The organism is Microcoleus sp. SVA1B4 (assembly GCF_036700545.1).
In the GTDB taxonomy this organism is placed as follows: domain Bacteria; phylum Cyanobacteriota; class Cyanobacteriia; order Cyanobacteriales; family Microcoleaceae; genus Microcoleus.
This window is the reverse complement of record NZ_JAUBPB010000022.1, coordinates 1-21,928: the sequence shown is the minus strand read 5'-3', so window position 1 is coordinate 21,928 and position 21,928 is coordinate 1. Positions and strand designations below refer to the sequence as shown.

General features: G+C 45.4%; 20 protein-coding genes. 12 read left to right on the top strand and 8 right to left on the bottom strand.

All coding sequences use genetic code 11. From position 1 onward, the window contains the following. Window positions 1–20: 20 nt before the first annotated feature. The 9 genes from QT987_RS12705 (at window position 21) to QT987_RS12665 (ending at window position 6,676) form a co-directional block, all read left to right on the top strand. On the top strand, window positions 21–281 hold the full coding sequence (locus QT987_RS12705; RefSeq protein ID WP_333058467.1) for a hypothetical protein: 261 nt from the start codon (window positions 21–23) through the stop codon (window positions 279–281). A 286-nt stretch (window positions 282–567) separates the two neighbouring features. Then, window positions 568–1,398: a prepilin peptidase gene (locus QT987_RS12700; protein WP_333240296.1), complete on the top strand. Its 831-nt coding sequence runs from the start codon at window positions 568–570 to the stop codon at window positions 1,396–1,398. Between the two features lie 61 nt (window positions 1,399–1,459). Continuing rightward, window positions 1,460–1,681, top strand: a complete 222-nt coding sequence (locus QT987_RS12695; RefSeq protein WP_333058464.1) for a hypothetical protein — start codon at window positions 1,460–1,462, stop codon at window positions 1,679–1,681. 129 nt (window positions 1,682–1,810) lie between these two features. Then, window positions 1,811–2,761: an acetyl-CoA carboxylase, carboxyltransferase subunit beta gene (gene accD / locus QT987_RS12690; RefSeq protein WP_333240294.1), complete on the top strand. Its 951-nt coding sequence runs from the start codon at window positions 1,811–1,813 to the stop codon at window positions 2,759–2,761. A gap of 514 nt (window positions 2,762–3,275) precedes the next feature. Next, on the top strand, window positions 3,276–3,467 hold the full coding sequence (locus QT987_RS12685; RefSeq protein WP_333058460.1) for a translation initiation factor IF-2: 192 nt from the start codon (window positions 3,276–3,278) through the stop codon (window positions 3,465–3,467). Window positions 3,468–3,612: 145 nt separating this feature from the next. Next, window positions 3,613–4,101, top strand: a complete 489-nt coding sequence (psbV, locus tag QT987_RS12680; protein WP_190663569.1) for a photosystem II cytochrome c-550 — start codon at window positions 3,613–3,615, stop codon at window positions 4,099–4,101. A 154-nt stretch (window positions 4,102–4,255) separates the two neighbouring features. Next, on the top strand, window positions 4,256–4,756 hold the full coding sequence (psbV2, locus tag QT987_RS12675; RefSeq protein WP_190733403.1) for a photosystem II cytochrome PsbV2: 501 nt from the start codon (window positions 4,256–4,258) through the stop codon (window positions 4,754–4,756). Between the two features lie 125 nt (window positions 4,757–4,881). Further along, complete coding sequence (gene petJ, locus QT987_RS12670) at window positions 4,882–5,220, top strand: cytochrome c6 PetJ (RefSeq protein ID WP_333240292.1); 339 nt, start codon at window positions 4,882–4,884, stop codon at window positions 5,218–5,220. Window positions 5,221–5,656: 436 nt separating this feature from the next. Beyond that, window positions 5,657–6,676, top strand: a complete 1,020-nt coding sequence (locus QT987_RS12665; RefSeq protein ID WP_333240290.1) for a CHAD domain-containing protein — start codon at window positions 5,657–5,659, stop codon at window positions 6,674–6,676. 236 nt (window positions 6,677–6,912) lie between these two features. Here the strand turns inward: QT987_RS12665 and QT987_RS12660 are convergent, their stop codons facing one another. Then, window positions 6,913–7,410, bottom strand: coding sequence for a 2TM domain-containing protein (locus QT987_RS12660; RefSeq protein ID WP_333240288.1), 498 nt, complete (start codon window positions 7,408–7,410; stop codon window positions 6,913–6,915). Window positions 7,411–7,579: 169 nt separating this feature from the next. Continuing rightward, window positions 7,580–8,416 carry a cyanoexosortase A gene (gene crtA / locus QT987_RS12655; RefSeq protein WP_333240286.1) on the bottom strand — a complete coding sequence of 279 codons (837 nt, stop codon included), beginning with the start codon at window positions 8,414–8,416 and terminating at the stop codon, window positions 7,580–7,582. 554 nt (window positions 8,417–8,970) lie between these two features. On the opposite strand from crtA, the gene QT987_RS12650 reads away from it, so the two are divergent. Further along, window positions 8,971–9,162, top strand: coding sequence for a hypothetical protein (locus QT987_RS12650; protein WP_333240284.1), 192 nt, complete (start codon window positions 8,971–8,973; stop codon window positions 9,160–9,162). A 62-nt stretch (window positions 9,163–9,224) separates the two neighbouring features. Here the strand turns inward: QT987_RS12650 and QT987_RS12645 are convergent, their stop codons facing one another. Further along, on the bottom strand, window positions 9,225–9,950 hold the full coding sequence (locus QT987_RS12645) for a PEP-CTERM sorting domain-containing protein (protein ID WP_333240282.1): 726 nt from the start codon (window positions 9,948–9,950) through the stop codon (window positions 9,225–9,227). 1,570 nt (window positions 9,951–11,520) lie between these two features. After that, the gene (locus tag QT987_RS12640) at window positions 11,521–13,095 is read right to left on the bottom strand and encodes an outer membrane protein assembly factor BamB family protein (protein ID WP_333240280.1); all 1,575 of its coding nucleotides are present in this window, start codon (window positions 13,093–13,095) and stop codon (window positions 11,521–11,523) included. A gap of 273 nt (window positions 13,096–13,368) precedes the next feature. Here QT987_RS12640 and QT987_RS12635 point away from each other — a divergent pair, with 273 nt between their 5' ends. After that, window positions 13,369–15,516 (top strand): thioredoxin domain-containing protein, encoded by a 2,148-nt coding sequence (locus tag QT987_RS12635; RefSeq protein ID WP_333240278.1) that lies wholly within the window; start codon window positions 13,369–13,371, stop codon window positions 15,514–15,516. Between the two features lie 290 nt (window positions 15,517–15,806). Here QT987_RS12635 and QT987_RS12630 read toward each other — a convergent pair whose 3' ends face one another. The 4 genes from QT987_RS12630 to QT987_RS12615 form a co-directional block, all read right to left on the bottom strand. Continuing rightward, a complete protein-coding gene (locus tag QT987_RS12630; RefSeq protein WP_333240276.1) occupies window positions 15,807–16,895 on the bottom strand; it encodes an ABC transporter ATP-binding protein in 1,089 nt (362 codons plus the stop codon). A gap of 219 nt (window positions 16,896–17,114) precedes the next feature. After that, the gene (locus QT987_RS12625; protein WP_333240274.1) at window positions 17,115–18,176 is read right to left on the bottom strand and encodes a spermidine/putrescine ABC transporter substrate-binding protein; all 1,062 of its coding nucleotides are present in this window, start codon (window positions 18,174–18,176) and stop codon (window positions 17,115–17,117) included. 51 nt (window positions 18,177–18,227) lie between these two features. Then, entirely contained in the window at window positions 18,228–19,079 is an 852-nt protein-coding gene (locus tag QT987_RS12620) for an ABC transporter permease (protein WP_333240272.1), read from the bottom strand. Between the two features lie 110 nt (window positions 19,080–19,189). Further along, window positions 19,190–20,035 carry an ABC transporter permease gene (locus QT987_RS12615; protein WP_333240270.1) on the bottom strand — a complete coding sequence of 282 codons (846 nt, stop codon included), beginning with the start codon at window positions 20,033–20,035 and terminating at the stop codon, window positions 19,190–19,192. 101 nt (window positions 20,036–20,136) lie between these two features. Between QT987_RS12615 and QT987_RS12610 the strand changes: the two genes are divergently transcribed. Next, window positions 20,137–21,648 (top strand): FAD-dependent oxidoreductase, encoded by a 1,512-nt coding sequence (locus QT987_RS12610; protein WP_333240268.1) that lies wholly within the window; start codon window positions 20,137–20,139, stop codon window positions 21,646–21,648. The last annotated feature ends 280 nt before the right edge of the window (window positions 21,649–21,928 follow it).

Sequence of the window (21,928 nt, the reverse complement as noted above, 5' to 3'; positions counted from 1 at the left end):
ACCATTATGATAAGTTTCCAGTGACTCCATACCAGCCAAACCCACAACCCACTAGAGAAACTTCCGAACGTCACAGCTTGCTAGCTCCCGATTTGATCCGAGCTGCTCGATCGGCCTATGGTATGTATCTGAAAGTGCATTCCGAGCAGATGCAGCGTCCGGCGGGTGTAGTTGTCAGTCAAGGAAGCGATCGAGGTCAGGTAATTTTTGCTTCGCAGCCGATTTTATTGCCCGGTGAACGTTTTGTTACTTTTGAGGAAATTGAATCTCAAATGTATTAATTGCTAATTGGTCATTGGTGGTAATTGGTAATTGATAATTAAGCATTGGGCATGGGGAATTGGTAATTAGTCACTAATATTATGTCCGCTCGAACGCTCGCACTAAAATAGGTTTCTAGTGAAGAGCCATGTTTTCAGGATTTTATGAAAACTTGCATTCTTGACTATTAATACCTTTTATGATGGGTAATTGACCGTACAAGCTCTAACAACTGAGAACTAACTATTGAGAAGTAACAAGTGATACATAACCCCAGTCAACAGTGAACAGTCAACAGTCAACTTAATGGAAATAATCTTTAATTGCCTTGTCATGGCGATCGTCTTTATTGTCGGATCGGCTATTGGCAGCTTTCTAAATGTGGTAGTCTATCGGTTGCCTGCGGGTTTGTCGGTGATCAACCCTCCTTCTCGCTGTCCCAAATGTTTAAATCAACTCAGAACTTACGAAAATATACCCGTTTTCGGTTGGCTGTGGCTCCGAGGCCGCTGCAATCACTGCCGCAGTCGGATTTCTGTCCGCTATCCACTGGTGGAAGCAGCTACGGGTTTGCTGTTTTTGCTAATCTTTTGGCGGTTTGGCGTAACAGTGCAAACTCTTGGTTTTTGGGCTTTGTTTAGCTGGCTGTTGGCTTTGTCTTTGATTGATTGCGATACAATGACTTTGCCTAATTCTTTAACTCGATCGGGTTTGGTGCTCGGATTGGTTTTCCAAATGGCGAAAGGTTTGTGGCCGACATTTAGTCCGATCGACTCGGTAAACTATCTGGTACTCGATGGGATCGCGGGAGCAGTTGTCGGGTTGTGGCTGTTTGACGCGATCGGACTCGCCGGGACGATCGGGCTGGGGCAGAATGCTATGGGCGCCGGAGATACCAAATTGGCCGCCTTGATGGGAGCTTGGCTGGGGTGGAAATACTTGCTGCTAGCGGGATTTATCGCCTGTATAGCCGGGGCTTTTGTGGGTGGCGGGGCGATCGCCCTCGGCTGGCTCGATCGGCGTCAACCCATGCCTTTCGGCCCGTTTCTGGCTCTCGGTGCAGCAATTACTGCTCTGTGGGGCGAAGCGATCTTATCTACTTACTTGCAGTTGTTTTTCCCGAATTTTAGTTTCTGATCGGCAGGCAGTCAGGCGCGATCGAACATAACATTGTCTCAAAAATTGGTAAAATTGTTCCGTGTCTTGGATTACACTTACAACAACTAGCTTTCGTTGGGAAGCGGAATTAATGCAGCAGCTCCTAGCTGCTCATGAAATCCCGGCCCGGATTGTAGACTTGGGCATAGCATCTTATTTGGGGGCTGGAAGTGCTACAGCCCTGCAAGTTCTTCCAGAACACCAGCGAACAGCATCGCTCCTCATCAGTCCCGTTGAAGATGAGCCAGAAGCGGGTGATTAGTCATTAGTCATTAGTCATTAGTCACTGAACAACTAGCAATTGACAACTAGCAACTAACAACTAACAATTACTAATTACCAATTACCAATTCCCAATTACCAATTACCAATTACCAATTACCAAGTTTTAATGTCTCTATTTGATTGGTTTGCAAATCGACGAAAATCAGTACCGAACTCCCAAGAACGGCCGGAACGAGAAATTGCGGACGGACTTTGGAATAAATGCGAAGCTTGCGGTGCCCTCAGTTATACCAAAGACCTGCGAGCAAATCAAATGGTTTGCTTGGAATGCGGGCATCATATCAGAGTTTACAGTGACGATCGCATCGAGCAGTTGATCGATCCCAACACCTGGGTGCCCCTTAACGAAGGACTGCACGCCACAGATCCTCTGAAATTTCGCGATCGCAAAAAATATAGCGATCGACTCCGAGAATTTCAAGAAAAAACAGGCCACCTAGACGCCGTAGAAACAGGCATCGGCAAACTCGAAAATTTGCCAGTCGCCCTCGGAGTCATGGAATTTCAGTTCATCGGCGGCAGCATGGGCTCAGTAGTCGGAGAAAAGCTGACTCGCCTCATCGAACACGCCACGCGGGAACGCCTGCCCGCGATTATTGTCTGCGCTTCCGGTGGTGCAAGAATGCAAGAAGGAATGCTCAGCTTGATGCAAATGGCTAAAATTTCCGGAGCTCTGGAACGCCACCGGGAAGCGAGACTGCTTTACATCCCGATTTTGACCCACCCGACCACCGGCGGCGTCACCGCCAGTTTTGCCATGCTGGGAGACATTATAATTGCAGAGCCAAAAGCTACTGTAGCCTTTACGGGCGGCCGGGTAATCGAGCAAACTCTGCGGGAAAAGCTGCCGGAAAATTATCAAACTTCCGAATACTCCTTCGCCCACGGTTTTGTAGACTTGATTGTACCCCGGACTCAATTAAAGAAAACTCTCGGTCAGCTTATCAGCCTCCACCAGCCCCAGCCTTTCTTGGCAGACTCGGAATTCCCCGCCCTCAATGGCAGCGATAGCCACGCTTTGCCCCCGCAGACTCACGCTTTCAAACTTTCTCCCTAAGCTGCCGCGCCGGAGGATTGTCTGTTGGTGAGTCCGGGGGAGAGACGAAAAATTTCTGAGGAATTGCTCAAAACCCGGCTTCGAGGAAAAATATTGAGTTGGGTAGCCTGAGATGTTGCACCATTCTCAATAAGCTTTTTAGGAACAGGCAAGATGCCTGTTCCACAAAGAGTGAATTTTCTTGTGGAACAGGCCGAAAAGCCTGTTCTTGAGAATGGTGCAAGATGTGAGGTAGCCAGACATTCACGCAGACACCGGGTTTTGATCCCCGGCCGCCCAACTCCTATTGGTAATAACGACCCAGCAGTGGGATGATATTGATCGGAAGTTGATTGGCCCTGAAGTTAGGCTGGGCAAAAATGCCTAGTCGCAGTTAGCGGTTAGTTAGCTTGCGATAGATCGAACAAAATCTCAGAACAAACTAACAGAACAAGCTAACAGCGCTTTCTAAAATTGTCCGGCTTTCAGTTAATAGCCGTCAACTCAATTTTGACCTGTCAGCGACCTAAAAATTATGGGTTTTGCAGACCTGTCCATCGCAGAAATAGCAGAGGACTTCAACGTCCCTGTTGAAGAGGTGATCCGCTTGTGCGATGAGTTGGAAATTGCCTACAAGCACCCTCAAACCCGTTTGGCTTTGGAGGATGTTAAGGCAATTATGTCCACTCTCGAAAAAAGGCGCGACTCAAAACTTCTTGCAGATTAGAGCGCAAAATTCCTCTACCTTTAAAGGTATGGCTGCACAAACTTTCGCCAGTTGTCGCAGAAGGAGGGAATTTTGAACAGAAATCTGTTTGCCAGCTATGCTCTCTTAGCGTTCAATAATTTGCCGGATTTTTTTAAGGAGAACCATGCTTAAAAGATATTTCATTGCTCTGACCGCTGTATTCTTGACATTTCAGTTATTTGTCAGCAGTGCGATGGCTATCGAACTGAGTCCTGAACTTCGCACTCTGCCTTTGAATGACAAGGGTACTCCAGTGGTGCTGAGCCTCAAACAAGTTGAGCAAGGCAAACGCCTGTTCAATTCGGCTTGCGCTCAATGTCACGCTGCGGGCATGACCAAAACTGACCCGAACGTGAATTTGAGCCCGGAAACTCTGGCTTTGGCCAACCCGCCCCGGAATAATATTGAGTCCCTGGTGGACTTTATGAAAAATCCCACCACTTATGACGGGTTTGAGGAAATTTCGGAACTGCATCCGAGCATGAAGAGTGCGGATATTTTCGCTGAGATGAGAAATCTCTCGGATGACGATTTGTACGCGATTGCCGGTCACATTCTGTTGCAGCCAAAAATTGTCTCCAAGCAGTGGGCTGGTGGCAAAGGCGCTCGCTAATCGATTTTAGATTTTAGATTTTGGATTTTGGATTTTGGATTGGGAGAGGGCTGAAGTTCGGCAAGGATTGCTGGCTGGTCGTTTTTCGCTCTAAAATCTGAAATCTAAAATTTACGTCCGGCTCATTGATTCTCGCAAAAGGTTGTAGTCCCTCATGCTGCGTCGTGGTGCTTTTGTCTGCTTTCTGTTGGGGATGTTAATTATTTTGCCACTCGTGCTGTTGGCTCCTCAACCTGTTTTGGCTGCTGCCGATTCTTACGTGAATAGGTATTTACAAGCCAGCGAACCTGTGGCTTTGGAGTTGGACTCTGAGGGACATACTCGCTTGTTTTCGGCTCAGGATTTGTCTGCGGGCAAGGTGTTGTTCGAGCAAAGTTGCCTGAATTGTCACGTCGGAGGTGCTAATTTGCCCGATCCGACGATATCTCTGTCTTTGGCTGACCTCAAGGGGGCAACCCCTCCCCGCAACAACATCAATAGTTTGGTGGCGTATCTGAGAGAACCCATGACTTATGACGGTACTGAGGAGACTTTTTGGTGCCGCCAAGTGCCGGAAAGCTGGATGCCACAGGCTGAGATTGAAAATTTAGCGGCTTTTGTGATCCGGGCCGCTCAGAAAGCTCCGGGCTGGGGCGTGGAGAATTTTGAGAGTTGAACTGCCACTGCCAAAAAGTGGTAAATTACTCGGAAGAAGGCGATACGAGTGTGCGATCGCGCCTGTTTTAACAGGTAAAATATCTAAAGAATCACCCTTTGCGTGTCCATTAGAGGAGAACTGCGTTGAAAAGACTCTTATCGATCGCCCTATTAGCGTTCGCAATTTTTACCGTCGGCTTTGGTCGCCCTGCTTTGGCAGGTGATGCTGTTAAAGGAGCTAAAATCTTTAGCTCCAACTGTGCTGCTTGTCACATCGGTGGCGGCAACGTGGTTATGGCCCAGAAAACCTTGAAAAAGACGGCTCTTGAGAAGTACGGCATGAATTCTCTGGAAGCTATTACCACTCAGGTAACTAAGGGCAAAAATGCTATGCCTGCTTTCGCCGGCCGCTTGAAGCCCGAACAAATCGACGATGTAGCAACCTACGTGCTCGAGCAATCTGAGAAAGACTGGAAAGGCTAAACTGCCTCTTGGAAGTCGGGCAACCTGGGCGGGTTTGATTTAATTTAAAACTTGTCCTCCCGATCGCACCCTCTCTCACCCTTTGGCGAATAAACATCGGTTTGCAGCAATCTTAACCTATTTGGGAAAGCGCGCCAGAAATCCGATTTTTATTAGCTCAAGGGCGAGGGAGGGACATTTTATTTTAGATTTTAGATTTTAGATTTTGGATTGAAGAATTGAAGAATTGAAGAATTGAAGATTTGAAGATTTGAAGATTTAAAGATTTGAGATTGCTAAATGCTGACTTTGTATAAACTGTCAAGCACCTAATATTAAGATTCATGTATTGAAGCCAGTCATAAATTGGAGTTGTGTGCTAGGATGTAAACCCTTTACTACCAAAGCCTTGAAATCCAAATTAAAGTCGATCGGGGATCTGGAATCTACACCTGCCATGAACGTAAAAACATCAGCAAAAGTTAAAACTCCAGTTAAAACTCTCGGAGACGCTGCATCTGGGGCGATTGAGAAATATTTCCGCAAAAGTGTAGCGCACGAGGCTGAAGTTATCAAAGACAAAGACGCGGAAGAACTTCATCAAATGCGCGTGGGATTGAGACGTTTGCGATCGGCTGTGACTGGTTTTGCTCCGGTTTTAGATTGGCCAAAAGAGGCTTCTGAACGTAAAATTGGTAAGGTGGGGCGGATTCTGGGAACTCTCAGGGATTTGGATGTGATGCTCGAAAGTCTCCAAAATCGCTATTACCCGAATTTGCCGACTGAGGAACAGGAAGTTTTGGATAAGGCTTTGTCGAATTTGCTCAAACAGCGCCACCGGGCTTTGAAAGGGGTGAGGGCGATTTTAGAGCACAAAACCTACGAATCGCTGAAGCAGTCGATCGAGGATTGGCTGGAAAAACCGAAGTTTCAGGCGATCGAACATTTGCCAATTGCTGAGGTTTTGCCAGATTTACTGTTACCTCAAGTCAGCGAGTTTTTTCTCCATCCGGCTTGGCTGTTGGGTACAGAATATGAAGATGGCAAAGTTAAAGTTGCTAAGGATTTGAATGCTGAGGCTGTCGAACAGAAGTTAGCAGCCGAGGGAACTATTCTGCACGATTTGCGGAAGCAAGCTAAGCGGGTTCGCTATTTGATGAATCTGTTTGGCGATTTTTACAGCGAGACTTACGAAGTTTATGTCGAAGATGTGAAAGCTATTCAGGAATGTTTGGGCGATATTCAAGACAGTGAAGTTTTAGGCGAGTTTCTGACAGATTTTGTCAATCGCGATCTGGAAAAAGAGTTGCCGAAATTGGCTGCTTTGTTGGTCGAAAATCGCTATGCAGCTTGGCAAAAATGGCAGGTTTTGCAACGCAGGTATTTGAGTTCGGAAATGCGGCAAGGTTTTCGATCTGCTTTAATTCATCCTGTGGTTGAAGATGCTGCTAATGGAAAGTTGCCCCAGGAAAGTTAGGTTTTTCGGGCCCTGAGAATGCGATCGACTGCCGGGAGGGACTAAAAGAGGGATATTTGTAGGGACACAGCCTTGCAGTGTCCTTCATTGTATAACTCAATAAAGGGCGATCGCTCTTGGGGAGAGGTTCAAGAAAAAACCTTAACAATTATTCTTTCCAGTAACGAGTTAAAACCCGAATTACTTCACGAGTGTGAAGTAAAAGAAAGGGCGATCGCGTTTTTTACCATAGCAACTCACGACTGCAACCACTTCATAAACTTATTCGTCGCAGTACCAATAGACTCTCCGACTTGTTTCTTCAACCGCCACCGCTGAAACGCTTTTTCGTAATCTTCGCCTTCAGTTTGATAAACATTCCAAGCATTCAGCGACAATCCCAAGCCCCACGTTAGTAAAATGAACAGTGACCAAGAAAGCTCGTGCGAACCTGCTAGATTAAACAAAACTAAAAAAGTATTGATAATGCCGTACTTGGTCACATTTTTCTGCAATTTGCGACGACGGTAAGAGTTAAAAACCAGCTTTTCTTGAACTTCTCCTCTAGTTGCTAACCATTGCTGTTCCGCCGCTACAATATCCTGTTCGGAAATGCCCAATTCCGCTGCAATCTCGAAAAGCTGCACTCTGGATAATTCCCCTTCATCCTGTCGCCGCGCGATCGCAAGCTGTAAAATACCCTGAGCATCCTCTGAACCGTAAACTTGACTTATTTGACTTTCATTGGTTGCCATAACAGGTTTCCGATAATTCCTGACATCATTTCTATCATAGATATAGACGCAGTTAAACGATAGGTAGTGACATTGGCGGATTTCAACACCCGGACATTTGAGTGAGCAAGACTCCTGACTATGGGAGAGGAAATCGAAGAACCGATATATTTCCCCAAATGGCAACTAATTAATTTCCCGAACTGTGACTAAGTTGGCTATCTCGTTTCAACATAAATTGATAAAATATCCCAAACAAAATCACCGCAATCATTCCCACCACTAAAGAACCTTCACCCTCATGCCAATATTTAAACAAATCTAGGCGATAAGATGCAACTAACAATGCCATTCCCGCCACTCGCAAAACATTAATAATAAAACCCAAAATGACAGCGACACCTATTACCAAAGCCTTATTTTGTTTAGTAGGAAACATCACCAAACAAATTACAGCTAAACCTAATAAGTAATTCATTGCCTCTATACCCGAACAACCCCCATTTACCAACACCCTTCCTGTCGGCAAAGCAACATAATTACCATCGCGTGTTACATCAAAACCGACATACCACAAAGAATAATAAGCAAATTTAGCAGTAAGCGAGGTAACAAAATCCACTAAAGGTAACGTAATGACACTGGGGGTGCCATGAAAAAATAGTATTACCAATTCACGCCAATATAGTTTTAAGTTCTGAAAACCTACCGCCAGTAGGCTCACACCTAAACCAGACAAAAAAGGTGCCAGTCTTAAAAAAGGCTCGGATTTACTGGAAACCACAGCACTTTGAAATAAAATAAAAGCTATTAATAGCGTCCCTGCTATTGTCGATAATAGGTCACTTTTTATCTCACGCTGTTTGAGAATATCCTGGTTGTCCCAAAGCAGGGAACCCACAGCGAACCAAAAAACTATACTCATCCAAAAATGAGCAACATCGTCCAGCTTCCACAGGAGTGTCATATTCAGAGTTACTAAGGCTGTGGCGATAATGATGAGCCAAAAAATTTTTCTCTTGAACATTTTAGATATTAGTTATTAGTTGATCGATGAGAGCCATACTGCGGACTGTTTTTGATTGCCAACCCTAGAATAAGGGTTTCCAGCCGATTCGGCAATCGAAGTACCAACGGAAAATCGATGGTTTTAGACTCCGAACTAAAAAACAGTCCAGACTATTCTTAGATGATATCATAAAAATAGTAGGGGATGTGGACAACTCAGTAGCTTGAACCCCTTCTACGGAAAGGACTTGGAGGATTTTAATCGCCGTTAATCTTTGAGATGAGGTTAGTAGACACTCTGGAATTTGATGAATGGTGAAACTCAGATGCAACGCATAGCTCAGCATTAGGACACCTAGTGAAAAGACTGTTACTCGAAATGATTGCTTGGATGCCTAGCACTTGTTTACTGGGCCCCTGTAAGCAAAGACTAAAAAGCGAGTAAATCAATCAAAATTAAAAATACAGCCTCTTCCATGTTCATGAAGCACACTATAAAGCTATATTGTGTGGTGTTAATCCTCCGGGTGCGGATCTGCGAAATATTGGTCGATAAAACTTACAGATTGACGGGTGTATCCGCACAAAACAGCAGGCGATCGCTCTTCTTGTGTGTACCACATCTACATGGAATATGCTGTAACTCTTAATAACAGCGGTAACGCTACAACTGCGTTTCATATCGCCTTAAAAGTCCGGGGTTTTCAGAGTGCGGCGCTATCAGATACTAAGAAACCTGGTTTCACCAAGAAACCAGGTTTTTAGCTCGAACATAAAATCATCAGTTTGGCATCAAGCCAGAATCGAAAATTAGTTCAAACGATCGCCTATTCAGCTTTTTGAGCCTGAGCACGTTGCTTTTTGAACATAGCACCAAACCCAACAGCGGCTCCAGCAGCAAGCATTGTTAAAGGTTCAGGAGTAGCTTCAGTGTTGCTAGTGCCGGTGCTGACAAAAACATCGCTATCGCCCTTGCTACCAATACCCCGGACGTGCATCCCTAGTCTCAAAGTACCATCATTCAACGCGTCAACTACGTTTTTATAATTTCCAGTAAAGCTCAATCCCAAAACCTCACCAGTTTGGACACCGTCCCGCGTACGATTTATCCCAGCTGCAAAATCCGTAGACCAAGGAGTAGCAAGGTTATTAGTTTGTGGCAGAGGAGTAGCTCCCTCTGTAAAGTTAACACCAGAACCATTTATAATGCCAAAGGCGCTCAATAAATTGGTATTAGAACCTGTGTCGAAGTGAACTGCAGCAAGAAAGATATCGGCGGCGGATTCGTCTTTATTGTCATTGAAAATGTTGAATAAAACGTTATTGGAGCCATTATCTAGGACATCAAACCTAAAGCTATTTACATAGGCATCTCCCGATGTATTATCGCTAGCAATATTACTAAAGCTGAAGGCAGAGGCAGGTGCTGCGGATACTGCACTAAGAGTAGCTACACCGGCAACAGCTAAAATAGATTTGACTAAGTTTAATTGGAATTTCATGGCTGACACCTTTATTCTTATGTTGACTGGAAGCAGGTTTTTTTCCTTCACATATTCAATCTAAAGCAAAGCACAAGTTAATGCAAGTAGGTTTGATAAAGATTCGATGAAGATTGGGAATAAGCTGATTGGATTTAGGCAAAATGCCTAAATTGATGGCTTCTAGCTAGCTATTTCCTATGGCGTGCATCAAAAAATAGGGGTGCTGCCATCCGGATTTTAGTCCTGACTTCTCTCTCTTTTAAAAAGCTATAACTCACCTTCCTAAACAGGGGTGTCACACAGCATAATTACTGATAAAACTCTTTTTAAGCTCTAAAGTATGCCCTTAAAAAGTTTTTTATCCGTGAATGTACGGTAGAAAAGTTTAAGTGAGAGCTTGATTGGTGGGTAAAAACAGGTAAAAACCGATGATGACAGTGGAATCTGCGGAATGTGGGCTATAACTCAGGACAAAATCTTGGATCATATTCGGTGCGTGGATTCTCGCTTTCGGATTCAGCAACCAGCGCCATTTAGACTTATATATTGCACCATTACCAAGAACCGGCTTTGGGGCCCGTTCCACAAAGAATGAGTTTTCTTGTGGGGAGTAGGGGGTGGGCAGGAGAGGCCGCCCAAAACAGGCTTATCGATCATGGTGCAACATCTCAATTTAGAGACCAATGGTTTCGGTGCTCGTTATTATCTGTGACGCCGGAACTTTGGCAGACTAAAGGGACGACTGGACTTTCTGGGACATTGTTTTTCGGAACACCTCTACCGTCAGGGCTGTTTCGGGGCAACCACGGGGAGTAGGGGTCGGATTGCCCCTAGGGAAAACCAGCTTTTTGTAGGGTTCGTGCCAAGAATGCCTACCCATCCAGGATTTGTTAGGCCTTTGGTGGGATTGGGGCAGCCACGGGATTGGGGCAACCACGGGATTGGGGCAGCCACGGGGGGATTGGGGCAACCACGGGGGGATTGGGGCAACCACGGGGGGATTGGGGCAACCACGGGGGGATTGGGGCAACCACGGGATTGGGGCAACCACGGGGGGATTGCCCCTACAAGAGAATGAAACAGCCCTGCGTCTACCGTCTCACTCTTTTAAGATACAAGGGGCGGGTTTTTGGGATTGTCAATTATTGGCCGGTATTGTTGGTGAGGGGATCCCCTACCATATTAGGGGTTATCGATCGGACATAATATGACAAGCTGAGCCAGCAAAAGCGGAAACACGCCGAAAATTCGATCGACTGGTTGGTCTGGTGCGACGAAGCCTGAGAAAGGGCCTGGAGGGAAAATCAACCGATTTCTTCTGTCAATTCGCTACTCTAGCTGCCACTGGTTTAGGGTGATGGAAGGGGAAGCATTGTGCGATCGGGCGATCGCAAGCTGTAAAATACCTTGAGCATCCTCTGAACCGTAAACTTGGCTTATTTGAGTTTCATGAGTTGCCGATAATTTCGGAAATTATTTTTCTCATGTATATAACCGCAGTTAAACCGCAGGTAGGAATAGGTCGCGGATTTCAACACCCTTTTAATAACAGGCTTTCCGGCCTGTTCCACAAAAGAGTCTACTTATTGTGGAACAGGCCGGAAAGCCTGTTCCCGATAGAGGTACAAAACACCCATAACTAACCCAAAGTATACATCCAGCCATCCCTCGCGCAAATCCTCACAATTCCGTCCCAAACTACAGGCGTCGCCTCAAAAGACAAACCCGGCTTAAATCTCCCCGATTCTATTACTTTCAAACGGTAAAACTCCCCTTTAGCATTTCTCAAAGCATTCTGATCCCCCGACTTCGCTCGTTCCCAATTCAAATTGAACAAATAAACACCGTTGTATCCCGCACTGATCAGTTTATTGCCATCGGTAAAAATCGGAGTTGAAATTGAAGAACCAATCGCTTTTTTAAATACTATTACCGGAGTATCGTAAGACTGGTTTCGCCAAGGCACAAAAGTTTTTTTACCTGTAATCATATCTTGGGAACCGATGTACAAATTGCCGTCGAGCGCATTTGTGGCAAACAGCGCCGGAAACTCCCCTGGATTGTACTCATCATTCAAAGCCACCGAGCCAATTATCCCGCCTTCCCAGCTAGAAAGTCGGCGATTCCCCGTCGGCAAAAACCATTCGACGCTGGCATTCGGTTCTTTATTTGGATTCAGCTTCAGCACTCCGCCGTTGCCCTGAATGTATTGTTTTTCAATGGCACAAAACAGTTTACCTGATTTAGAAATTACTGCACTTCCATCCAAATCTGAACCAGTATAAAAATCCCAAACAATCTTTTTAGTTGCAATGCTAATACCGTAAATATGACCGGAACCAGCAGCTATAAATATTCTATCTTTGAGCCTTGATGGCGATGATTCCGCTACCAAGTTGCCGCCGTGCTTGCTGATATCTGCTGCTGCATAAAGCTGTACCTCCGACAAGATATTTGGCTGCTTGATGCCTTCTTTGATTTTTGCACTGCTTGTGGAACTATCGAGAAAATAGCCGATCGCATTTTCCCCCGCATTGAACAAAACGCCACCGCCGATGTACAAAGCGCTGCTGTCATTATCCCGGCTGTAGCTGGGCGTTTTCCTGATGTCTAATTTCCAAAGTTCCTTGCCAGTTCTAAAAGATATTGCCCTAAAACTCGGCACGATACTTTTGCCACCACCGCCACTGCGGCTTCCCTGCAAAATTACAATTCTGTTTTCGGCGCTAGCTTTTTGATCGATATAAATCGTTGATGAACCTTTGATTACATCATCAAATTTATAGCGCCAAACTTCTTTATTAGTAGCAATATCTATTTTTCGCAAATTGTGGTCATAAGCACCTATAATTAAATAAGTTTTTCCCCCGTCTCTGGTAATTGTCGGCTGTCCTGTCCAACCGGCACCGCTCCAAACTACAGACCGCCTTCCCAGAAAAGTGCGGCCGCTGCCGAGTTGAAATTTGTCGATTAACTTCAAGCTTTTCGGAACACCTCTGCCGTAGAACCGACGCTTGTCGTTACCTAAAAAGGTCGGGACTAATAATTCTATTTCTGGGTCTGCTTTAGCCAGGAAATTGTTAAGATTAGTTTCTAATAAAGCTTGATCCGAGGATTCAGTTTGGCTCAGTTTGATAACAGCAGGAGGAACAGCAGCACTCAGCAAAAATTGTCCTAGCTGTTGATTGAAGGTTCTCCGAGATGATAAGCTCATATTAGATCGAGATAATCAGCCTTAATATTAAAACATAATGATCAGCAACAACTCAACTAAAACATCTCGCGCTAAACTGCTAGAGGACTGATACCAATTTAATGTGAAGTTGCACATATCTCGATCCCCCTAAATCCCCCTTAAGAAGGGGGACTTTGAGCGGAATCTTGTCCCCCCCTTATTAAGGGGGGCTAGGGGGGATCTGATTCTACGGGGCCTCATAAAAAATTGGTATGACAAGCTTACCCAGCACGAGTAAAAGTATATTTGATTATGGTGAACCGTCTTGCTCAATCCCAAAGCCTTTACCTGCGGAAACACGCCGAAAATCCGATCGACTGGTGGCCTTGGTGCGACGAAGCCCTAGAAACGGCCCGAAGCGAAAATAAACCGATTTTCCTGTCAATTGGCTACTCTAGCTGCCACTGGTGTACGGTGATGGAAGGGGAAGCATTTTCCGATCGCGCGATCGCCCAATACATGAATTCGCATTTTATACCGATAAAAGTCGATCGCGAAGAACGCCCGGATATCGACAGCATTTATATGCAAACCTTGCAAATGATGACCGGTCAAGGCGGTTGGCCGCTCAACGTTTTTCTCACTCCAGACGAGCGAGTTCCCTTCTACGGAGGCACTTATTTCCCCGTAGAACCGCGCTACGGACGCCCCGGATTTTTAGAAGTTTTGCAAGCAATTCGCCGCTTTTACGACACAGAAAAAGGCAAAGTAGAAGCCTTCAAAGCAGAGATTTTAGGCAACCTCCAACAGACGGCAGCGCTGTCAGGAGTAACCGCCGAATTAAATCGCGAACTCTTCCAAAAAGGCTTAGAACTCAACACCGGAATTATTGCGGGCAGCAACCCCGGCCCCAGTTTTCCGATGATACCTTATGCTGAGCTAGCACTGCGGGGAACGCGATTTAATTTTGAATCAAAATACGACAGCAAACAAGTCTGCACTCAGCGCGGATTAGACTTAGCATTGGGCGGCATTTATGACCACGTAGGAGGCGGATTTCACCGCTATACGGTTGATGCGACTTGGACTGTGCCACACTTTGAAAAAATGCTCTACGACAACGGTCAAATTGTTGAGTATTTAGCAAATTTGTGGAGCGCGGGAATACAAGAACCCGCTTTTGAAAGTGCGATCGCGGGGACAGTAGAATGGTTGAAGCGAGAAATGATTGCGCCAACAGGCTATTTTTATGCTGCACAGGATGCGGACAGCTTTACCCCCCCAACCCCCCCTTACCAAGGGGGGGCGGAAAATTCAACCCCCCCTTACCTAGGGGGGGCAACGGGGGGGTCAGAACCGGAAGAAGGAGCATTTTATGTCTGGACTTATGCCGAACTGGAACAACTATTAACTGCTGAGGAATTGGCGGAAATTAAAGCACAGTTTACTGTTAGTCGCAGCGGCAATTTTGAAGGCAAGAATGTATTGCAGCGCCGCCATCCGGGAAAACTGAGCGACACGGTAGAAACGGCTTTGGCTAAACTCTTTGCTGTTCGCTACGGTGGCCATCCCGATACTGTAAAAACCTTTCCGCCAGCCCGCAACAATCAAGAAGCTAAAAACGACAGTTGGCCGGGTAGAATTCCCGCAGTTACTGACACGAAAATGATTGCTGCTTGGAATAGCTTAATGATTTCGGGTTTAGCCCGCGCTGCGGCGGTTTTTGGAAATTTGGAATATCTGGAATTAGCTGTGAAAGCGGCTAATTTTATTTTAGACAATCAGTGGACGGATGGGCGGTTTCAGCGTTTGAATTATGACGGACAATCTGCTGTTACCGCGCAGTCGGAAGATTATGCTTTGTTTGTGAAAGCTTTGTTGGATTTGCACCAAGCGAGTTTGACTTTAGGCAATGGGGAAGAGGCAAAACAGTTGCCGAATTCTCAGTTTTGGTTGGAGAAAGCTGGGCAGGTGCAAGAAGAGTTTGATGAGTTTTTGTGGAGCGTGGAATTGGGAGGATATTACAATACTGCTAAGGATGCTAGCGGAGATTTGTTGGTGCGGGAACGCAGCTATATAGACAATGCAACTCCGGCGGCGAATGGAATTGCGATCGCCTCTTTGGTTCGTCTCGCGCTGTTGGGCCCGAATTTAGAATATCTCGATCGCGCGGAGCAAGGTTTGCAAGCTTTCAGCAGTATTGTGCAAGATGCTCCGCAAGCTTGTCCGAGTCTACTTTCGGCGATCGACTGGTATCAGCATTCTACCCTGATTCGCACGTCTAGCGATCGAATTTCTGGCTTGATTTCCCAGTATTATCCGACTGCTGTCTGTCAGATTGAGGCTGATTTACCTGAAGGTATTATCGGGTTAGTTTGCGAGTGTTTAACTTGCAAGGAACCTGCGAAAAGTCAAGAGCGACTGTTGGAGGAAATTTTGCAAAGTCAAACGCGAGTTTAGCACCAATACTGTCTATATTATTGAACCGCGAAAACGCGAAAAACGCGAAGGAAGAAGGAGGAAGCAGAAGGAAGAAGTAGATTATCTTCTACCGGGAAGGAAGTACATCTTCAATCGGCTCCTCAATAGACTTTTTGCAAAAGTCCTTTTAAGCAAATTTTCGGACGGGCAAGATGCCCATCCCACAAGAAAAAAAACTTTTTGTGGGATGGGCATCTTGCCCGTCCCAGCTATTTTTGCAAGAGGTCTAATCTTCCAAAGAATCTCAGTGGCTTCAGCCCGCTTGACTGTCAACAAATGCAAATACTTTCCGGCGGCACGGCAACTCGAACGCTGTCGCCGACTTGGTGTCGCTGCAAGTCATCTCTGTGCAAGTTTTGTCGGCGAAGGGCGATCGAACTTTTAGCAGTCAACCGCACCGTATAGCGCGTGTCAGTGCCAATATAAATAGCCTCTTCTACTATTCCCGGCCAGCTATTTTCATCGTCATAATTAGCCGGATAAATAGCAGCTTTTTCTGGACGCAACACCAGGGTGACAACTTTCCCAGGGGGGATATCTTCGGCTGTTGCAACTAACACGGGCAACTCCTGGTCAACCAACACTATTATTTTACCGTTTTGCTTTTCTACTACTCGACCACTTAAAAAATTGCTGTCGCCAATAAAATCAGCAACAAACCGCGTTTTAGGATATTCATAAATATCAACTGGCGTGCCGACTTGTTGCAGTTTTCCTCCATCCATCACTGCAATTCTGTCCGACATCGTTAGCGCTTCTTCCTGATCGTGAGTTACATAAATAAACGTAATTCCCAATTTTCGCTGCATTTTTTTTAATTCTAATTGCATCTCTTTACGCAATTTCAAATCCAGCGCTCCTAGGGGTTCATCCAACAGCAAAACAGACGGCTGTTTGACTAATGCCCTTGCTAGTGCTACTCGCTGCTGCTGTCCCCCTGAGAGTTGGCGGGGATAGCGTTTTCCTACCTCGGTTAACTGTACTAATGCTAAGGCTTCAGCAACGCGATCGCCAATTTTTTTCTGAGGCAAATTCTCCATTTCCAACCCAAAAGCGACATTTTGTGCTACTGTCATGTGCGGAAATAAAGCATAGTTTTGAAATACCGTATTTACTGGGCGGTGAAAGGGTGGGCGATTTTGCATCGGTTGGCCGTGAATGTAAATTTCGCCGGCTGTGGGAATTTCAAAACCAGCAATCATTCGCAAAGTTGTAGTTTTGCCACAGCCGGAAGGGCCGAGTAAAGAAAAGAATTCTCGATCGTAAATTTGCAGGTTGATGTTATCTACAGCTAAGAAATCTTTACTGCGGGCACTTTTAAATACTTTGGAAACTTCTAAAACTTCGACAGAGTGCATTGTGTTAGTATGTGTGAGTATAAAAAGCTGAGTTATAGTCCGGTTAAACTGATATCTTGCACCATTCTCAATTACTGGTTTAGGAACGGGCAAGATGCCCGTTCCACAAGAAATTTATTCTTTGTGGAACAGGCATCTTGCCTGTTCTTGAGAATGGTGCAACTCCAAAACAAGCTAAAAAATTAAGTAAACCAGCCCCGGCAGAAACCTGTTTTATATCTACTTTCCGGCCCCTGCTTTAACTTCCGTCCAAGCTCGATCGTACAATGCGGTTGCTTTCCCGACATCCTCCAATAATTTCATTTTGCCAAACACCTCAGCCGGTGGGTAAATTTGAGGATTTTTCAAATCGTTCGGGTCAATTAAACCTTTATCAATTGCTGCTTTGTTGGGCGATCCGAAGTGGGTAAAATTGGAAATTTGGGCGCCGACTTCTGGCTGCAAAATAAAGTTAATAAATTTCTCCGCTAACTCTTTCTGGGGCGCACCTTTGGGAATAGCCATGTTGTCCGAAAAAATGATTGTTCCTTCTTTGGGAATAGCGTAACGGAGATTAGGATTTTCTGTCATCACTTGGAAAATATCACCGCTCCATTCCATTGTCAAATTTACTTCTCCTTGATCTAGCATATTTTGCCCGGTGTCGGGGACAAAAGCTGCAATGATATTGTTACTTTTAATCAGCAAATCGCGGGCTTTGTTAATCTCTTCGGGATTGGTTGTATTTGGGTCAAATCCTAAATACATTAAAACTCCTGCTAATGTGTATCTAGCATCGTCTTGCCACGCTACTTTTCCGGTATATTTAGGGTCGAACATCACCCCCCAACTATTAATTTCTCCCTGGACTGTTTTCACGTTGTAGCCAATTCCCATAGTTCCCCACTGGTAGGGCAGCGAATATTTGTTGCCTGGATCAAAAGCTTGATTAATAAACTTAGGTTCTAGGTTCTTTTGGTTGGGAATATTGTTTAAATTCAGCGGCTCAATTAGATTTTCCGCGATCATGATTTTCACCATGTAATCGGCAGGAAATATTAAGTCGTAACCGGGGTTTCCCTGTTTGAGTTTGGCATAGAGTGCGTCGCTGTTCTCGAAAGTGTCGTATTGAATTTTAACATTGTTCTCTTTCTCGAATTGGGCGATCGCTTCTGGGGCGATATAACTTGCATAATTGTAAATGCTGAGCACTTGCTGTTGGTTGCCACCTGTGGGGCTACAGCCGAAAGCCACCGTTGCACTCATCACAAATAAAAGTAGGAAAGTCAGCAGGCGTTTCATAGGTTTTGTTAGTTGCAGACAAAAATAATTATGACACAGAAAGCAATTATTTTAAGTTTTCTGAACTTTTAACGATGATACAACCAGCAACAAAGAAGCCAACAACATCAAAGTTGAAATGGCATTAATCGCTGGCGTCACTGAGAATTTTATCATGCCATAAACAAATAATGGTAGCGTCATGGAACCGACGCCCGTGGTAAAAAATGTCACGACAAAATCGTCCAGCGACAGAGTAAAAGCCAGCAGTGCCGCGCTGAAAATAGCGGGCCAAATCAGAGGGAGAGTGATGCGCCAAAAAGCCCGCCATTCGTTAGCGCCTAAGTCAAAAGCTGCTTGTTCTAATTGAGGATCTAGTTCCGCCAAACGCGCCCTGACAGTAATAGTCACAAAGGAAATATTAAAGACAACATGACCTATAATTACGGTAGGTAAGCCGAGATTCAGGCGAATTCCCGTGAGATTTTCTACGATCCGAAATACTAGGGTAAAGAAAACTAGCAGCGAAATGCCGATCGTAATTTCGGGCATGATAATCGGCAAAAACAGTAAAGCTTCTACAGCTTTGCGCCCCGGAAAATGAAAGCGTTCGAGTGCTAACGCGAGCATTGTACCAAAAATTGTCGCTAACACCGTCGAAATAGCTGCAATTAGCAAGCTGTTGTTAAGGGCTGTCCAGATTCCGGCGCTGCTACTCGTAGCAATCGTCGCGCCTGCATTGCTAAACAAACTGCGGTACCAATCGAGGGTAAAACCGCGCCAAACGGCATTGAATCTGGAGGCGTTAAAGGAGTAAATAATTAAGATGAGAATTGGCAAGTAAAGAAAGGCAAATGCTAGTGCAGCTTGTACCCAAAGCCACTTTTTGCCGATCGCCCGCACGAGTAAATCTAGTTTAGTCATTAGTCAAAAATAGGTTAGCCTGTAGGGGCGGGTTTTACAGACAATCTGTGCCTAAGACCAATAATCTCATAAACCCGCCCCCACCCAACTGTAAATCTCAATCTACCTGTTTAAGTTTCATCAGACACGCGGAAGTAAATTAACACCGGAATCAATATGATTACCGTTAACAGCATAGAAAGCGCCGAACCAAAAGGCCAATCGCGGGCTCTCATAAACTGATTCTGAATCAAATTTCCCACCATAACTGTTTTAGAACCACCTAATATATCCGGTGTGATGAAAGCGCCGACAGCGGGAACAAAAACTAAAATAGAGCCTGCCACAATACCGCGAGTTGTCAATGGTAAAAATACGCGCCAAAAAGTGCGAATATCATTTGCACCTAAATCGTGAGCGGCTTCTACTAATGAAAAATTGAAGCGTTCTATGCTAGAATATAAAGGCAGAACCATGAAAGGTAAATAGCCATAAATTAGACCGATCGCCACAGCGAAAGGCGTAAAAAGCAAGTTTAACGGTTCGCTAATAATTTGCAGGCTTTGCAGGGCTGTGTTAACTACTCCTTCGCTACGCAGCAGTATGATCCAGGCGTAGGTTCTCACTAAAAAATTAGTCCAAAATGGAATAATTACCAGCAAAAGCAAAGCATTTCGCCAGCGAGGAGAACGGGTGGCGATGAAGAATGCTAGGGGATAGCCAACTAACAAGCAAGCGGCAGTTGTTAGAAAAGCCAGCCAGAGCGATCGCCCAATTACTCCTAAGAAAAGTCCACTGAACAAACGCTGGTAGTTGCTGAGAGTAAATATCCAAGTAACACCGCCGTAAGTACCGCGTTCTAAGAAACTGTACAACAGTACAATTAGCAAGGGCCAAATGAAGAAAACCATCAGCCAGGCCGTAGCGGGAAATAAGAGCAGCAACAGGTTAGTCTGCTGGCGGTTTTTGACACTCATTATTTACTCAAGCGAAATTTAGCACATAATGCAACACATTTTATATCAAATCCGCATTTTATGAATTATGTCATCATTAATAAATTATCAAGAGGTACGCAATGTCAGGAGAATCGTCAACCCCCAAAATAGTCGTCGTCGGTGCAGGATGGGCCGGTTTAGGCGCTACCTATCACCTAGCCCAGCAAGGCTATGATGTCACCCTGCTAGAAGCAGGCCCTTATCCGGGTGGCTTAGTTGCAGGGTGGAAAACCGCCGGCGGGCGTTCCGTAGAAGCAGGCATTCATGGCTTCTGGTATCCCTACAAAAACATCTTTTCCCTAGTCAAAGAATTAGGACTCGATCCCTTCACACCTTGGACTCGTTCTTGTCAGTATTCACCCGCGGGATTGGAAGTAGAATCGCCAATTTTTCAGGACGAACCGCGCCTTCCCACACCGTTAGGAACCTTTCTTTACACCAGATTTAAAAGGCTGCCATTAGTCGATCGGCTTTCAGCGTTGCCCTTACTCTACGCCGTCCTAGATTTCGACAATTCCGACGAAGCTTGGCGCAGGTACGATCGCGTCACAGCCCGCGAACTATTCAAACAGTTTGGCGTTTCTGCAAGACTGTACCGCGATGCTTTTGAACCGATGTTATTAGTAGGTTTATTTGCACCAGGAGAACAATGTTCTGCCGCCGCAGCTTTGGGAATGCTGTATTATTTCATCTTAGCACATCAACCGGATTTTGATGTAGTTTGGTGTCGCGGAACTGTCGGAGAAAAAATCTTTCGTCCCTGGGTCGATCGCCTGGAAAAACTCGGTGCAAAAGTATTGACAAAGCAGCGAGTTACTGATTTAAGAGTTGACAGCAACAACCGAGCCACAGGCGTTGTTTGCGGCGAAGAAACCTTCGATGCAGATGCAGTTATTTTTGCAGTTGGCGTCACCGGAATGCAAAAAATTATCAGCAGCAGCCCAGCTTTGCAAAGCCGCCAAGAGTTTCGGGACGCGATGAATTTGGGTGCAGTTGACGTGTTAGCTGTTCGCCTGTGGTTTGACCGAAAAATTGACATTCCACTGCCTTCTAATGCCTGTTTTGGATTTAGTTCAACTACAGGCTGGACGTTTTTTGATTTGAATGCTTTGCACGACGAATTTCGAGACGAACCGGGAACAGTTGTCGAAGCTGACTTTTATCACGCAAACCAATTAATTCCCCTAAAAGATGAGGAAATAGTTTCCTTAGTTCAGCGGGATTTAGCGACTTGCATTCCGGCTTTTCGGGAGGCAAAAGTAATTGACAGCAGCGCGATTCGGCTGTCGCGGGCTGTGACGCATTTTGCCCCTGGCAGCTATCAGTATTTGTTGCCAGCGGTAACAAGTTATGATAATGTATTTATGAGCGGCGATTGGGTTGTGACCCGGCACGGTTCTTGGTCGCAGGAAAAAGCTTATGTTACTGGTTTGGAAGCGGCAAATTTGGTAATTTCGCGTTTCGGAATCGGAAACAAAGCGACAATTATTCCCGTGGAAGCTGATGAACCGCACATTCAAATTGGGCGAAAGATTAATCAGTTTACTCGCAGTATGACTAAAACTTTCATTCCCGATTTTTGGCTGCCATAAAAAGAAGGAATTCTGCAACGCATTTAACAGATATCTTGCACCATTCTCAATTAGCCGTAGGGGGCGGGTTCGCCAACAGCCTTAAAGCTTGCAAATAGGTTCTCTAAACCCGCCCAACCCCACGAAAAATCCTCTTATTGATATTGCTGCAAGATGTCAGATTTAACTGAGATGTTAGGAAGAATGGGGATTCCCGTCTGGTTAGCTAAGGATCGCGAATTAAATAACTTACAATTTTAATTGTTATTGTGGGATGGGCGTCCCGCCCGTCCAAAAAGGA

Excerpts from the sequence above, each read along its gene's own strand:
- QT987_RS12700 (WP_333240296.1), top strand. The coding sequence starts at position 568 with ATGGAAATAATCTTTAATTGCCTTGTCATGGCGATCGTCTTTATTGTC.
- accD (WP_333240294.1), top strand. The coding sequence starts at position 1,811 with ATGTCTCTATTTGATTGGTTTGCAAATCGACGAAAATCAGTACCGAAC.
- QT987_RS12685 (WP_333058460.1), top strand. The coding sequence starts at position 3,276 with ATGGGTTTTGCAGACCTGTCCATCGCAGAAATAGCAGAGGACTTCAAC.
- psbV (WP_190663569.1), top strand. The coding sequence starts at position 3,613 with ATGCTTAAAAGATATTTCATTGCTCTGACCGCTGTATTCTTGACATTT.
- psbV2 (WP_190733403.1), top strand. The coding sequence starts at position 4,256 with ATGCTGCGTCGTGGTGCTTTTGTCTGCTTTCTGTTGGGGATGTTAATT.
- QT987_RS12665 (WP_333240290.1), top strand. The coding sequence starts at position 5,657 with ATGAACGTAAAAACATCAGCAAAAGTTAAAACTCCAGTTAAAACTCTC.
- QT987_RS12660 (WP_333240288.1), bottom strand. The coding sequence starts at position 7,410 with ATGGCAACCAATGAAAGTCAAATAAGTCAAGTTTACGGTTCAGAGGAT.
- crtA (WP_333240286.1), bottom strand. The coding sequence starts at position 8,416 with ATGTTCAAGAGAAAAATTTTTTGGCTCATCATTATCGCCACAGCCTTA.
- QT987_RS12640 (WP_333240280.1), bottom strand. The coding sequence starts at position 13,095 with ATGAGCTTATCATCTCGGAGAACCTTCAATCAACAGCTAGGACAATTT.
- QT987_RS12635 (WP_333240278.1), top strand. The coding sequence starts at position 13,369 with ATGGTGAACCGTCTTGCTCAATCCCAAAGCCTTTACCTGCGGAAACAC.
- QT987_RS12630 (WP_333240276.1), bottom strand. The coding sequence starts at position 16,895 with ATGCACTCTGTCGAAGTTTTAGAAGTTTCCAAAGTATTTAAAAGTGCC.
- QT987_RS12625 (WP_333240274.1), bottom strand. The coding sequence starts at position 18,176 with ATGAAACGCCTGCTGACTTTCCTACTTTTATTTGTGATGAGTGCAACG.
- QT987_RS12620 (WP_333240272.1), bottom strand. The coding sequence starts at position 19,079 with ATGACTAAACTAGATTTACTCGTGCGGGCGATCGGCAAAAAGTGGCTT.
- QT987_RS12615 (WP_333240270.1), bottom strand. The coding sequence starts at position 20,035 with ATGAGTGTCAAAAACCGCCAGCAGACTAACCTGTTGCTGCTCTTATTT.
- QT987_RS12610 (WP_333240268.1), top strand. The coding sequence starts at position 20,137 with ATGTCAGGAGAATCGTCAACCCCCAAAATAGTCGTCGTCGGTGCAGGA.